The sequence below is a fragment of the Pseudomonas sp. MYb541 genome (assembly GCF_037479595.1).
GTDB classification, from domain to species: Bacteria; Pseudomonadota; Gammaproteobacteria; order Pseudomonadales; family Pseudomonadaceae; genus Aquipseudomonas; species Aquipseudomonas canadensis.
The window spans coordinates 149,647-162,209 of the sequence record NZ_JBBGYS010000002.1 but is presented as its reverse complement, the minus strand read 5'-3'; the positions used below and the strand labels follow the sequence as shown (position 1 = coordinate 162,209).

Annotated in this window: 14 protein-coding genes; 5 read left to right on the top strand and 9 right to left on the bottom strand. The window is 60.8% G+C overall.

What is annotated here, in order from left to right:
- Positions 1-38: 38 nt before the first annotated feature.
- Positions 39-875 carry a CvfB family protein gene (locus tag WH299_RS02115; protein WP_017845295.1) on the bottom strand — a complete coding sequence of 279 codons (837 nt, stop codon included), beginning with the start codon at positions 873-875 and terminating at the stop codon, positions 39-41.
- 311 nt (positions 876-1,186) lie between these two features.
- Between WH299_RS02115 and WH299_RS02110 the strand changes: the two genes are divergently transcribed.
- The 3 genes from WH299_RS02110 (at position 1,187) to WH299_RS02100 (ending at position 3,227) form a co-directional block, all read left to right on the top strand.
- On the top strand, positions 1,187-1,366 hold the full coding sequence (locus WH299_RS02110) for a hypothetical protein (RefSeq protein WP_003193095.1): 180 nt from the start codon (positions 1,187-1,189) through the stop codon (positions 1,364-1,366).
- 206 nt (positions 1,367-1,572) lie between these two features.
- Complete coding sequence (locus tag WH299_RS02105; protein WP_123474491.1) at positions 1,573-2,295, top strand: TorF family putative porin; 723 nt, start codon at positions 1,573-1,575, stop codon at positions 2,293-2,295.
- A 65-nt stretch (positions 2,296-2,360) separates the two neighbouring features.
- Positions 2,361-3,227 (top strand): DUF6279 family lipoprotein, encoded by an 867-nt coding sequence (locus WH299_RS02100; RefSeq protein WP_339549503.1) that lies wholly within the window; start codon positions 2,361-2,363, stop codon positions 3,225-3,227.
- Here the strand turns inward: WH299_RS02100 and copD are convergent.
- The 5 genes from copD to WH299_RS02075 all read right to left on the bottom strand — a co-directional run bounded on the left by copD (position 3,224) and on the right by WH299_RS02075 (position 7,549).
- The gene (copD, locus tag WH299_RS02095) at positions 3,224-4,078 is read right to left on the bottom strand and encodes a copper homeostasis membrane protein CopD (RefSeq protein ID WP_339549501.1); all 855 of its coding nucleotides are present in this window, start codon (positions 4,076-4,078) and stop codon (positions 3,224-3,226) included. The two genes, WH299_RS02100 and copD, sit on opposite strands and share 4 nt — an antisense overlap.
- The gene (gene copC / locus WH299_RS02090) at positions 4,075-4,461 is read right to left on the bottom strand and encodes a copper homeostasis periplasmic binding protein CopC (protein WP_068937125.1); all 387 of its coding nucleotides are present in this window, start codon (positions 4,459-4,461) and stop codon (positions 4,075-4,077) included. The genes copD and copC overlap by 4 nt, the downstream gene beginning before the upstream one ends.
- Positions 4,462-4,511: 50 nt before the next feature.
- Positions 4,512-5,324, bottom strand: coding sequence for a copper resistance protein B (locus tag WH299_RS02085; protein WP_028617396.1), 813 nt, complete (start codon positions 5,322-5,324; stop codon positions 4,512-4,514).
- Positions 5,325-5,334: 10 nt separating this feature from the next.
- Positions 5,335-7,032, bottom strand: a complete 1,698-nt coding sequence (locus tag WH299_RS02080; RefSeq protein ID WP_339549499.1) for a copper resistance system multicopper oxidase — start codon at positions 7,030-7,032, stop codon at positions 5,335-5,337.
- Between the two features lie 127 nt (positions 7,033-7,159).
- Complete coding sequence (locus WH299_RS02075; RefSeq protein ID WP_339549498.1) at positions 7,160-7,549, bottom strand: transcriptional regulator; 390 nt, start codon at positions 7,547-7,549, stop codon at positions 7,160-7,162.
- 153 nt (positions 7,550-7,702) lie between these two features.
- On the opposite strand from WH299_RS02075, the gene WH299_RS02070 reads away from it, so the two are divergent.
- Complete coding sequence (locus WH299_RS02070) at positions 7,703-7,978, top strand: hypothetical protein (protein ID WP_339549497.1); 276 nt, start codon at positions 7,703-7,705, stop codon at positions 7,976-7,978.
- 50 nt (positions 7,979-8,028) lie between these two features.
- Here the strand turns inward: WH299_RS02070 and WH299_RS02065 are convergent, their stop codons facing one another.
- On the bottom strand, positions 8,029-9,375 hold the full coding sequence (locus tag WH299_RS02065) for a DEAD/DEAH box helicase (protein ID WP_016979359.1): 1,347 nt from the start codon (positions 9,373-9,375) through the stop codon (positions 8,029-8,031).
- Positions 9,376-9,568: 193 nt separating this feature from the next.
- Between WH299_RS02065 and WH299_RS02060 the strand changes: the two genes are divergently transcribed.
- Complete coding sequence (locus tag WH299_RS02060; protein WP_339549496.1) at positions 9,569-10,867, top strand: mechanosensitive ion channel family protein; 1,299 nt, start codon at positions 9,569-9,571, stop codon at positions 10,865-10,867.
- On the opposite strand, the gene WH299_RS02055 is transcribed toward WH299_RS02060, so the two are convergent.
- Together WH299_RS02055 and WH299_RS02050 are read right to left on the bottom strand one after the other, a co-directional pair.
- Entirely contained in the window at positions 10,864-11,733 is an 870-nt protein-coding gene (locus tag WH299_RS02055; RefSeq protein ID WP_126570604.1) for a carboxylate/amino acid/amine transporter, read from the bottom strand. The two genes, WH299_RS02060 and WH299_RS02055, sit on opposite strands and share 4 nt — an antisense overlap.
- Before the next feature lie 202 nt (positions 11,734-11,935).
- The gene (locus tag WH299_RS02050; protein ID WP_028617425.1) at positions 11,936-12,535 is read right to left on the bottom strand and encodes an FMN-dependent NADH-azoreductase; all 600 of its coding nucleotides are present in this window, start codon (positions 12,533-12,535) and stop codon (positions 11,936-11,938) included.
- Between the last annotated feature and the right edge of the window lie 28 nt (positions 12,536-12,563).

Here is a 12,563-nt window from a genome sequence, read left to right as displayed (position 1 = left end):
TAGACGCCGACGAGCGTCTACAGAAGAGCAAAGCGTAGTCAGCTTAGTTCAATGCGATCCGCGTGAATCACAATCTGGCCCTGCTTGTACAACGCACCAATGGCCTTCTTGAAGTTGCCCTTGCTCACGCCGAACAAGTTGCTGATCACCGCCGGATCACTCTTGTCGCTGACCGGCAAGCTGCCGTTGTTTTCACGCAACTTGGCGAGGATCTTCGAGTTGAGGCTGGAGGCCGCTTCCTGGCCGACCGGCTGCAGGCTCAGGCTGATGTTGCCATCGGCGCGGATCTCTTTGATAAAGCCCTTCTCTTCTTTCCCTGGGCGCAGGAACTTGAACACTTCGTTCTTGTGGATCAGGCCCCAGTGCTTGTTGTTGATGATCGCCTTGAAGCCCATGTCAGTGGCTTCGGCCACCAGCAGGTCGACCTCCTGGCCCACCTGGTAGTTGGCGGGGGTCTTGTCCAGGTAGCGATCCAGGCGTGCAGTGGCGGTGATGCGCTTGGTGTGTTTGTCGAGGTAGACGTGCACCACGCAGTATTCACCTGCGGTCATCTGGCGCTTTTCTTCCGAATACGGCAGCAACAGGTCCTTGGGCAAACCCCAGTCGAGGAACACGCCAATGCTGTTGACTTCCACCACTTTCAAACTGGCGAATTCACCCACTTGAACTTTGGGCTTTTCAGTCGTGGCGATAAGTTTGTCATCGCTGTCCAGATAAATGAAAACGTTAAGCCAGTCTTCATCTTCACTAGGAATATCTTTGGGGATATACCGATTAGGCAAGAGGATTTCGCCATCTTGCGCACCGTCCAGGTACAAACCAAAGTTAGTGTGTTTAACCACTTGCAAGCTGTTGTAGCGCCCGACCAAAGCCATTTTCAATACCCTCATTACGTGGGCGGCATTCTACCCGAGTTGTGCCCGCCACGCGCGCGCCCCTGAAAAATCGCGGGTTGCCATGGCTCCGCCCCGCTCGTCTGATCAATCGACCCATTTTTTCCGCGCAGTCGGTCACGGATAGCTCCATGGTTTCGAGCTAAAACAGTAAGTTAGGGGACTATTTCAACGATGAACTTCGGCTATTTCCCACGGACTCACTTATTCCCAAGGGATATTTGCCAAGCAATTGTCAAGTATTTCCTGTACGATGCCTGGCCAAGTTAATTTTCTACAGGTTAGTGGCCGCCATGCGCGTAAAAGCATCCAACAGCAAAGCAAAGCCAGCTCCCGCCGTTGAAACCAGCGAATCGATCAACAGCCAAATTGCTGCATTCCTCAAGTCCGGCGGCGAAATCCAGCAGATTGCCAAGGGCGTGAGCGGCCAGACTTTCGGCCCATCCAAGCAGATCAGCCTGGGTAAGAAGTAATACCGCGCAACACACCTGGTCCCTAAGCGTCTTGCCATCAAGGCGCTAGGACTAGAGCCCGAAATACCCTCTGCTTACCTTCATCATCGCGCTAATCGACGAACGGGCCTCACCGCCTGGCATTCGCCGGTATGCTTGCACACGTCTAGCACGGGCATCTGCCCGATTTTCTCCGTTACTGCTCCTCGCTTTTCATGGAGTGAAGCATGTTCAAACCCTGCATATTCCTGGTCGGCGCCCTGATTGCCAGCCCTCTCGCCGAAGCCCAGATCTTCCAGCGTGAATTGGGTGACTTCGACTTGAAATTGGGCACGACGCCCAGCCGCAGCATGGCCCAGGGCCTGGTCAAGCCAACGTCTCCCGGCAGCGATTCCTTCCATGGCGGGCTGGACCTGAGCCACGACAGCGGCCTGTACTTCGGCCAGTTTTCACCGAACATGGGCCTGTCTTCGTCCAGCAACCTCGAAGTCGACTCCTACATGGGCTTCAAGCACCCCTTCGACCAGACTTTGGGCTACGAAGTGGGCCTGATCCACTACAGCTACCCCACGCTCAGCCCCCTTGACAGCCAGGAGTTCTACGGCGGCCTGAACCTTCTGGGCAATCGCTTCGGCGCCTCCTTCAGCAACGACCCGGACCGCCAGGACAGCACCCTGTTTGCCGACCTCGGCGGCACCCAGCCGTTCGGCATCGGCGTCAGCATGAAATACACCACTCATCAGTTGGGCACCCCGGTCTCGGTGGACGGCGGCTCCATTCGGACCTTCAGCGACTGGTCGGTGCAATTCTCCCGACAGTGGATGGGCGTGGACTTGAACCTGATCTACAGCGATTCCAGCCTCAGCGGCGGGGATTGCTCGGCCTATTCCGGACACAACTCGCAATGCGATGGCCTGTTGACGTTGAAGGCCGCACGGTCGTTTTATTGAGGGGCTGAACTGTCGCACCCGGCGCGGGTTCACATGTGATAACCCACTCTGCGAAGGACCCGCCCATGCTGCGTCGGCTCAAACTACTGGTGGTACTGCTGACCCTGAGCCTGGCGCTCACCGGTTGCAATCGCGTGGGCCTGGCCTATCGCAACCTCGACGTGATCATCCCCTGGACCCTCAATGACTACCTGGACATGAATGCCGGGCAGAAGAGTTGGTTCAACGACAAGCTCAAGGAACACCTGGCCTGGCACTGCACCACGCAATTGCCGGGTTACCTGGATTGGCTGGACCGCCTGCAACAGATGGCCAACGACAACCAGGTCACCGACGCCGCGCTCCAGGCCCGGACCACCGAGGCCAAACAGGCCATCGACGAAGTCGCCCGTGAGATCACGCCCTCCGCCATCGAACTGCTCCAAGGCCTGGACGACCAGCAGGTCAAGGAAATGAGCGCCGCCCTGGCCAAGGACATGCGCAAGCGCCAGGACGAATATCTCAAGCCGCCCCTTACCCAGCAGATCAAGGACCGCGCCGAGCGCATGAGCAAACGCCTGGACGCCTGGATCGGCCCGCTCAGCGCCAGCCAGCAGAACCGGGTGACCGCCTGGTCCATCGCACTGGGCGAGCAGAACCATGAATGGATCGGCAACCGCGCCCGCTGGCAGGCGCAATTTATCGACGCCGTGCAACAGCGCAAAAACGCCGACTTCCCGCAGAAAATGCAGCAGTTGCTGGTGGACCGCGAAAACCTGTGGACCCCGCAATATCGCACCGCCTATGCACAGACGGAAGCCGCGGCCCGCAGCCTGATTGTCGACGTGATGGCCGAAAGTACTGTGCAGCAACGGCAGAAACTCACCCAGAAAATCGACAAGGTGCGCAGCGATTTCCAGGCGCTTAAATGCCTGAAGAGCGTGCAGCCCTAGCTGGGTGCCAAGGTCCCCAGCCAGGCCACAAGCCCCAGGATCAGCACCACCGCCCCAAACTCCAGGGTGATGCTGCGACGCAAGGCATTACGCGCCGCTCTGTGGTCACCCGCCGCGAGGGAGCGCTGAAGCAGGGGCGTCAAGTGCGAGCGATTGAGCGCCGCCAGCCCCAACATCAAGCCGAACATCCCCAACTTCAAGCACAACAGGATTGCGTAGACACCGCCGGTGATGCCGTCCAGGTTCGGCCCGACCACAAACAGATAATTCGCCACGCCCGTGCCGATCAGTACCGCGACGAAGACCACACCAACACGCTCGAAGCCCGCCAAGGCGTGTGCCAACACCTGCACCGCCTGCTCAGACGCACTCGCCAGCATCAGCCCGAACGCCGCCAATGCCCCGACCCAGCCCGCCGCTGCCAGCAGATGCGCACTGTCGCTTAGCAGATGCCACTGCCCCAACGAGCCCTCATGCATCACGCCATACCCGACCCACGCCAGCGTCACCAACGCGACGCCGCCGAACAAGGTGGCCAATCGGGTACTGAGCGCAACCAGCACCAGCGCCGCAATGCGCAACCACCACGTCCAGCCCAGCTCGGTCTGCCAGAGCATCATCTGCAGGTGCGTCCACAGTGTCGGCCAATCCTCGGCGCCGCTCATGGCCTGGGTCATGGACAGCAGCGACGCCAACGACAGCAGCAAACCCAGCGCCGCCAACCTGCGCAGCAGCGGTTTCAGATTCAGCAACTTGCTGTCTGCATACAGGCCAAACAGCCCCAGGCCGAATACCAGCATCAAGTCCAGATACAGCGCGAAACGCAGTAACACCGGGACCAGTTCACTCATGGCTGGACGCTGAACACCACGTTGCCAAGGATCGGGTGCGTGTCGGAAGACACGGCCCGCCAATCGACCCGATAGGTCCCGGTCGTCAGTGTGGAGGCCGGTTTGATCAACATCACCTTAGGATCACTACTGGCCGCGACACTGGCCTTGACCGGCATCGGCGAATTGGGCATGCCGGGCATATCGGTCATGATCAGCTTGGCGCCGGAAAACTGCGTCAACAGGTTTTCCGAGAACCGCAGTTCAATGACTGCCGGTGCCGCGCCCTGGGCACCGGACGCTGGCGTGGACGACAACAACTTCGGATGGGCCGAGGCCGCCAGGCTGGCGATCACTCCGGCGCACAGCACAACGCCCGCCAGGGCGGTTTTAAACATCGACATGCAAGGCTCCAGGCCGCTCGTGGCGGCGAGTTATAGGAAAAATAGAAACGTCAGAACCACAGGCGCACACCCACGACCCAGCGCACCTGGTTCGTGTCTTCGCCGTCATCTCGGGCGTATTGCGCGGTTTGGCCGTAGCTGCGATTCCATGTCACGCCCACATAGGGCGCAAATTCGCGGTGCACTTCGTAACGCAGCCTCAGGCCCAGCTCACTGTCCGACAGGCCCGAACCAACGCCGCGCTGCGGATCGTTGCGCCCATAGAAGTTGAGTTCAGCGGTGGGCTGCAGGATCAGCCGATTGGTCAGCAGAATGTCGTAATCGCCCTCCAATCTCGCAGCAGTACGCCCTGCTTCACCGACAAACACCGTGGCTTCGGCTTCAAAGTTGTAAAGAGCCATGCCCTGGGCCCCGAACGCCGCCCAGGTCTGGCCGTCCCCTGGCTTGAAGTCCTGGCGCACACCACCCACCAAGTCCCACCAGGGTGTGATGGCATGCCCCCACAACGCCTGGGCTTCGGCGCTTTCGGTGCGACCGGCACTGCGCTCGCCTTCACTGCGTAGCCACAGGCGATCGATATCGCCACCGACCCACCCCTTGATATCCCAATTCAGCGCGCCGTCGCCCTCGCCGCCCTGCCATTCCAACTGGTTGATCAGCAGCAGGGAATTGATGCCACTGTCGTGGACCCTGTGCCCACCAGCCGCGTTGTAGACCGCAGCGCGATCGGCGGCAGTCAACACGGGAATCGGTGTGCGACTCTCGGTGAGCGCCGGTGTCGCCGGGCTCATGCCCTGGAATTCGTCGGCCAGCGCCGATGGAGCGAACGCCAGCCCGATCAGGACAGTTAAAACACGGCTCATGCTCGCGTCCTCATTCATGCACGCGTACCTCACGGAACATGCCCATTTCCATGTGGTACAGCAGATGGCAGTGATAGGCCCAACGCCCCAACGCATCGGCAGTCACTCGGTAGCTGCGCCGTGAGCCCGGCGGCATGTCGATGGTGTGCTTGCGCACCTGGAACTGGCCGTTTTCGTCTTCCAGGTCACTCCACAGGCCGTGCAGGTGGATGGGATGACTCATCATGGTGTCGTTGACCAGCACCAGCCGAACTCGCTCGCCGTAGGCCAACTGCAAGGGCTCGGCATCGGAAAACTTCACGCCATTGAACGACCAGGCGAACTTCTCCATATGCCCGGTGAGGTGCAGTTCAATGGTGCGGCTGGGATCGCGCCCGTCGGGGTCTTCGAAGGTGCTGCGCAAGTCGGCATACGTCAGGACGCGCCGGCCGTTGTTGCGCAGGCCGATACCGGGGTCATCGAGCTTGGGCACCGGGCTCATGGCCTGCATATCCACCAGCGGGTTGTCTTGCTCGCTGGCAGGATGGGCCTGCATCGACATGGCACTGTGATCCATGCCCGGCATATCCGCCATGGCAACGTGGTCCATGCCACCCATGCCCATGTCGTCCATGGTGATCCAGGGGCGCGGGTCCAGTGCCGGTACGGGGGCCGTCGCCCCGGTTTGTCGGGCAAGCGTGCCGCGGGCATAACCACTGCGGTCCATTGACTGGGCGAACAGCGTGTAAGCCTCGGCCGTCGGCTCGACCAGCACATCGAAGGTCTCCGCCACGGCGATACGGAACTCGTCCACGCTCACCGGCTGCACTGGCTGGCCATCGGCGGCAATCACGGTCATCTTCAGCCCCGGAATGCGCACATCGAAGTAGCTCATTGCCGAGCCGTTGATAACGCGCAACCGGATCGTCTCGCCAGCCTGAAACACACCGGTCCAGTTGCGCTCCGGCGGCTGGCCGTTGAGCAGGTAGGTGTAGGTCTCGCCGCTGACATCGGCCAAGTCCGTGGGGTTCATCTTCATCTGCGCCCATATCAGCCGATCGGCAATCGTGGCCGACCAGCCTTGCTTGCCCACATCCCGCACGAAGTCGCCCACGGTGGGCTTGTGCAGATTGTAGTAGTCGGACTGTTTCTTGAGGGTTTTCATCAAGGCGACCGGGTCTTCGTCGGTCCAGTCCGACAGCATCACCACGTAGTCTCGCTGGTAGGTGTAGGGCTCGGGCTCTCTCGGGTCGATCACCAGCGGGCCATACACGCCCTGCTGTTCCTGGAACCCGGAATGGCTGTGGTACCAGTAAGTGCCGTGCTGCTTGACCGTGAATTGGTAGACAAACACGCCACCCGGCTCGATGCCCTTGAAGCTCAAGCCCGGTACGCCGTCCATGTTCGACGGCAGGAGAATGCCGTGCCAGTGGATCGACGTCGGTTCGGCCAAGCGGTTCTTCACGCGCAAGGTCACGGTGTCGCCTTCGCGCCAGCGCAGCAGCGGGCCGGGCAAGCCGCCATTGATGGTCAGCGCCGTGCGGTGGCGGCCGGTGAGGTTGACGGGGGCCTGGTCGATGAACAGATCAAACTCGGTGCCGGCCAGCACCGTGGGCTGGCCGGGGCTGGTCAAGGCCCAGACCGGGCTGCGCCAGAGGCCGAGCCCGCCCAGCAAGCCGCCGGCGGCCAAGCCTTTGACGAAGGTTCGTCGGGAGATATTGGAGTGCATGCCGATTCAATTCCATGAGTTGAATGGCAGCAGAGTAGGCAGGGTCGGCTGTCAGCCAGCTTAGCGGCAGATTACCGATCTGACAGTTTCGCCCCGGCGTTACGAGCGTGCCGGGGCGTAATGGATATCAGGCGATCTGGGCCTTGGAGGCGACCTCGGCGAAGGTCGCCGGGTCCAGCGCGTCGGATTGCTCATCCAGCACCTGGCGTGGATGATCGTCGCCCGGAATCGAACTGTCGATCAGCGCCAGCAACTGCGCGCCCAGCGGGGTCAGGATGAAATTCTCGCCATTACCGCCCTCATCTTCGGGGCGCGATTCGATAAAACCGCGCTTGAACAGCAGCGCTTCATAATCCGCAGCAGTCTTCTTGAGCGCGTCCAGGTTGCCGGTGGACTCGCCCGCCGTGGCCTTCTCGGCCGCTTCCTGCTCGGCGTATTTGCGCGGGGCGAAGCTGCCCTCGCCGTTCTGCACTTCATGCAGCAGACGTTCGATCAAATCCCAGTTGTAAGTCGTCATCCTGATTCCTCCTGCGGGCGAGTGGAAAGTAGCCCGTTAAAGGTGTGACCCGCCGCGCCACTGGCCGTTCAGCCCAGGAGACGAGCGTCATTGGCGTGAACTTTCCAGGTGCCCGCGACCTCAACTGAATATCCCAGCCAAGGAGGTGCACCCATGAAAACCCTGATGAACCTGGCCATCGCCACCGCATTGTTGACCGCCCTGCCCGCCTGGGCCTGTACGCCAGACGAGGCTACCGCCAAGCGCGAGCAACTGGCTCAGGAAGTGGCCAAGCTGACCGAGCAGAACCCGACCAAGGCCAAGGAGATGAACGACGAGCTGCAAAAGATGGACTTGGACACCGAAAGCGCGGAATTCCCGGACAAGTGCCAGTTGATCAATGCTCGCCTGAAGGAGCTCAAGGAAGCAGCCGCCAAGGGCAAAAACTGACGGCATAAAAAAACCGGACAATCGTCCGGTTTTTTCACATCACCTGCGCCTTATTCGGCGGCCGGGGCTTCCGGCTTGCGGCGCTTGAGCGGCGCCATGCCGTCCTTGCTGACGAGCGACAGGTTGTCGGTCTTCGGCCGGTTGGCGATCTTGCGCTTGGTCGGCGACTTGGCGCCGGTTTTCTTCTTGTCGCCCTTGGCGTCGGTCTTTTTCTTCTTCACGCCAACGGCCTTGCCCGACGCCTTGACCTTCTTCGGCCCGGTGTAGGTGCCTTTGACTTCCTTGATGGTGCGGCGCTCGAACGATTGCTTGAGGTAGCGCTCGATGCTCGACATCAGGTTCCAGTCGCCGTGGCAGATCAGCGAGATGGCCAGGCCGTCATTGCCGGCACGCCCGGTACGCCCGATACGGTGCACGTATTCGTCGCCACTGCGCGGCATGTCGAAGTTGATCACCAAGTCCAGGCCGTCAACGTCCAAGCCACGGGCGGCGACGTCGGTGGCGACCAGGATCTTCACGCCGCCAGCCTTGAGGCGGTCGATGGCCAGCTTGCGGTCCTTCTGGTCTTTCTCGCCGTGCAGCACGAACGCCTTGTATTCCTGGGCCACCAGGCGGCCATAGATGCGGTCGGCGGCGGCGCGGGTGTTGGTGAACACGATGGCTTTCTGATAGGTCTCGTTGGCCAGCAGCCAGTTGAGAATCTGCTCTTTGTGCACATTGTGGTCGGCGGTGACGATCTGCTGACGCGTGGTCGCGTTCAGGTCGCTGACGTTGTTGACCTGCAGGTGCTCAGGGTTGTTCAGTACCTTGGCGACCATGTCGCGCAGGGTCGAACCACCGGTGGTGGCAGAGAACAGCATGGTCTGCTGACGGTTGACGCATTCGCCCACCAGACGTTGAACGTCGTCGGCAAAGCCCATGTCGAGCATGCGGTCGGCTTCGTCCAGCACCAGCACTTCGACTTCCTTGAGGTCGAGGTTGCCGGCGTTGAGCTGCTCGATCATGCGGCCTGGGGTGCCGATCAGGATGTCCGGCACCTTGCGCAGCATGGCGGCCTGGACTTTGAAGTCTTCACCGCCGGTGATGATGCCGGACTTGATGAAGGTGAACTGCGAGAAACGCTCGACTTCCTTCAGGGTCTGCTGGGCCAACTCGCGAGTCGGCAGCAGGATCAGGGTCTTGATGCTGACGCGAACCTTGGCCGGGCCGATCAGGCGGTTCAGCACAGGCAGGACGAAGGCGGCGGTCTTGCCGCTACCGGTTTGAGCTGTCACCCGCAGGTCACGCCCTTCGAGCGCGAGCGGGATGGCCGCTGCTTGCACAGGCGTAGGCTCGACAAATTTAAGCTCGGCCACGGCTTTGAGCAGGCGTTCGTGCAGGGCGAATTGGGAAAACACGGGTGCTACCTCGAAGAAATACAAAAAATCAGCTGCATAGGTTACCGGTTTCGGGCGTCCAAACCGAGTTTCTTTACGCGAACGGTGCGAATCGGCTGCTTTTTTGTCAGGGCATTTGTCCATGACATCAACTTTGTTGCACTTAAATGCTCTAATCGCCCCGTGTTGTCTTATAGAAGAATCGGTTTCACCCATGGATATCAAACAGCTCTGGCTCAACGTCCAAGACCTTTGGGGCACCCTCGACGAACACCCGCTGCTGCATGCCAGCCTCGGCTTGCTGGTGTTGCTGGTGGTGGCCCTGTTGCTCGGACGAGTGGCACGTTACCTCATCCTCCACGCCGTCAAACTGCTCGGCCGGCAACCGGCGCTGCACTGGCTCAACGACCTGCGGCACAACAAGGTCTTCCATCGCCTGGCGCAGATGACGCCGTCCTTGGTGATCCAGTTCGGCCTGTACCTGGTGCCAGACCTGAGCAAGACCGCCATCCTGTTCATCGGCAACGTGGCCCTGGCAATCACCATCCTGTTCCTGGTGCTGGCCACCAGCGCGCTGCTCAATGCCCTGCTGGACATCTACGCCCGCACCGAACACGCGCGCACCCGCTCGATCAAGGGCTACGTGCAGTTGGCGAAGATGGTGCTGTTCGTGTTTGGCGCGATCATCATCGTCGCCACCCTGATTGACCGCTCCCCCCTGTTGCTGCTGTCAGGGCTTGGCGCCATGTCGGCGGTGATCCTGTTGGTATACAAGGATACGCTGTTGTCGTTCGTCGCCAGCGTGCAGTTGACCAGCAACGACATGCTACGGGTCGGCGACTGGATCGAAATGCCCCAGGTCGGCGCGGATGGCGACGTGGTGGACATCACCCTGCACACGGTCAAGGTGCAGAACTTCGACAAGACCATCGTCTCCATCCCCACCTGGCGCCTGATGTCCGAGTCGTTCAAGAACTGGCGCGGCATGCAGGCCTCCGGCGGGCGCCGTATCAAGCGCAGCCTGTTCATCGACGCCAGCGGCGTGCGCTTCCTGCGCGACGACGAAGAACTGCGTATGACCCAGGTGCACTTGCTCACCGACTACATCGGGCGCAAGCAGGCCGAGCTCAAGGCCTGGAACGAAGCCCAGGGCCACAGCGCACAACTCTCGGCCAACCGCCGCCGCATGACCAACCTCGGCACCTTCCGCGCCTACGCCCTCGCCTACCTGAAAAGCCACCCGGACATCCAGCCGAACATGACCTGCATGGTGCGCCAGATGCAAACCACCGCCCAAGGCGTACCGCTGGAGATCTACTGCTTTACCCGCACCACGGCTTGGGCGGATTACGAGCGTATCCAGGGGGATATTTTTGATTACCTGCTGGCGGTGCTGCCGGAGTTTGGCTTGAGCCTGTATCAGCAGCCGAGTGGCAATGACTTGCGTGCGGGGGTGTTGCCGGCGGTGTTTGGGGCTAGTCATTTACCGGCCCCTGAAAGTCGCGCGGGCTAAATCACGGATCGGTTGGGCGACTTCACGCCCAACCGACTGATCCACACCGCCCCCAGAATCACCAACCCGCCCAACGCCAACCGCCCCAGCGGCTCATGCTGGTTCCAGATCAGCAAGTTCAGCAGCAACCCCACTGGCACATGCAGGTTGTTCATCACCGCCAGCGTGCCGCCCTGCACCAGGCAAGCGCCCTTGTTCCACCAGTACATGCCCAGCGCGGTGCTCACCAGCCCGAGGAACACCAGTACGCCCCATTGCAGTGGCGCATCGGGCAAGAAATTGGCCTTGCCGAACAGTAGGAACGCCGGCAGCACCACCAGCAATGCCCCTACGTAGAAGAAACCAAAGCGGCGGTAATGCGGCAGGTCGCTTGGGTAGCGTTTGACCAAGTGCTTGTACATCACCTGCCCGGCGGCATAGGTGAAGTTGGCCAATTGCAGCAGCAGGAAGCCTCCCAGGAAGTGCGGAGTGATCTGGTCGAAGCGGATCACCGCCGCACCCGCCACCGCCACCAGCGCCGCAATCAGCGCCCAGGGGTTGAAGCGACGATTGAGTGCATCCTCGATGAGGGTCACGTGCAACGGCGTGAGGATGGTGAACAGCAACACTTCGGGCACCGTGAGCACGCGAAAGCTCAGGTACAGGCACACATAGGTCACGCCGAACTGCAACGCGCCGATCACCAGCAAGCCGCGCATGAAGCCCGGTTCCACCGAGCGCCAGCGGGTCAGCGGGATGAATACCAAGCCGGCCAGCAACACGCGCACCAGCACGGCGAAATAGCTGTCGACGTGACCGGCGAGGTATTCGCCGATCAAGCTGAAGGAAAATGCCTGAATCAGGGTGACAACCAGTAAGTAGCCCATGCGCGCCTCGTTTCGAATGGGCGGGACATTAAAGGTTTTCGACGGTTGAAGAAACTCGGCGCAAAAAAAACCCGACCTCGCTAAAGCGGCAGTCGGGCAGGAGCACTCAGGAGCAAAAGTGCAAAGGGAGGTCTGTTACGCGTACTTGAAGGGCTTGCGTGGGGCTAGATAAACATCGCGGGATTATCTGGCGATTAACGGATCAGGCGACCTGGGCCAACAGGGCCTTGGCGTGGTTGATGCCCTTCTCCTGGAAGTCCCCACTGAGGTTCACCCCTTCGGCGTGAATGAAGGTGACGTCGTGAATCCCGATAAAAGCCATGACCTGACGCAGGTAGGGTTCCTGGTGATCAGAGCTGGCCCCGGTATGGATACCGCCGCGCGCGGTGAGCACGATGGCGCGTTTGCCGGTCAGCAGGCCCTGTGGCCCGGTGGCGGTGTACTTGAAGGTCACACCGGCCCGCAACACGTGATCCAGCCAGGCTTTGAGAGTGCTGGGGATAGCGAAGTTGTACATCGGCGCGGCCATCACCAGAACGTCGGCAGCCAACAACTCATTGGTCAATTCGTCGGAGCGGTCCAGGGACGCCTGCTCGCTGTCGTTGCGTTGATCCGCTGGTTTCATCCAGCCGCCGAGCAGGTTGGCGTCCAGGTGCGGAACCGGGTTGAGGGCCACATCGCGCACGGTGATCTGATCGGCCGGGTGAACGGCCTGCCACTGACTGATGAACTGCTGGGTCAGTTGGCGGGAAATCGAATCCTGCTGGCGGGCGCTGCTTTCGATGATCAGAACATTGGACATGGCTTTGTAGGCTCCATCTGAAATTGCT

What these genes read in the sequence shown, in the direction of transcription:
- WH299_RS02075 (WP_339549498.1), bottom strand. Translation starts at nt 7,549, where the DNA reads ATGACGACTTACAACTGGGATTTGATCGAACGTCTGCTGCATGAAGTG.
- WH299_RS02050 (WP_028617425.1), bottom strand. Translation starts at nt 12,535, where the DNA reads ATGTCCAATGTTCTGATCATCGAAAGCAGCGCCCGCCAGCAGGATTCG.
- WH299_RS02115 (WP_017845295.1), bottom strand. Translation starts at nt 875, where the DNA reads ATGGCTTTGGTCGGGCGCTACAACAGCTTGCAAGTGGTTAAACACACT.
- WH299_RS02105 (WP_123474491.1), top strand. Translation starts at nt 1,573, where the DNA reads ATGTTCAAACCCTGCATATTCCTGGTCGGCGCCCTGATTGCCAGCCCT.
- WH299_RS02100 (WP_339549503.1), top strand. Translation starts at nt 2,361, where the DNA reads ATGCTGCGTCGGCTCAAACTACTGGTGGTACTGCTGACCCTGAGCCTG.
- WH299_RS02080 (WP_339549499.1), bottom strand. Translation starts at nt 7,032, where the DNA reads ATGCACTCCAATATCTCCCGACGAACCTTCGTCAAAGGCTTGGCCGCC.
- WH299_RS02055 (WP_126570604.1), bottom strand. Translation starts at nt 11,733, where the DNA reads ATGGGCTACTTACTGGTTGTCACCCTGATTCAGGCATTTTCCTTCAGC.
- WH299_RS02085 (WP_028617396.1), bottom strand. Translation starts at nt 5,324, where the DNA reads ATGAGCCGTGTTTTAACTGTCCTGATCGGGCTGGCGTTCGCTCCATCG.
- WH299_RS02060 (WP_339549496.1), top strand. Translation starts at nt 9,569, where the DNA reads ATGGATATCAAACAGCTCTGGCTCAACGTCCAAGACCTTTGGGGCACC.
- WH299_RS02110 (WP_003193095.1), top strand. Translation starts at nt 1,187, where the DNA reads ATGCGCGTAAAAGCATCCAACAGCAAAGCAAAGCCAGCTCCCGCCGTT.
- WH299_RS02070 (WP_339549497.1), top strand. Translation starts at nt 7,703, where the DNA reads ATGAAAACCCTGATGAACCTGGCCATCGCCACCGCATTGTTGACCGCC.
- copD (WP_339549501.1), bottom strand. Translation starts at nt 4,078, where the DNA reads ATGAGTGAACTGGTCCCGGTGTTACTGCGTTTCGCGCTGTATCTGGAC.
- copC (WP_068937125.1), bottom strand. Translation starts at nt 4,461, where the DNA reads ATGTCGATGTTTAAAACCGCCCTGGCGGGCGTTGTGCTGTGCGCCGGA.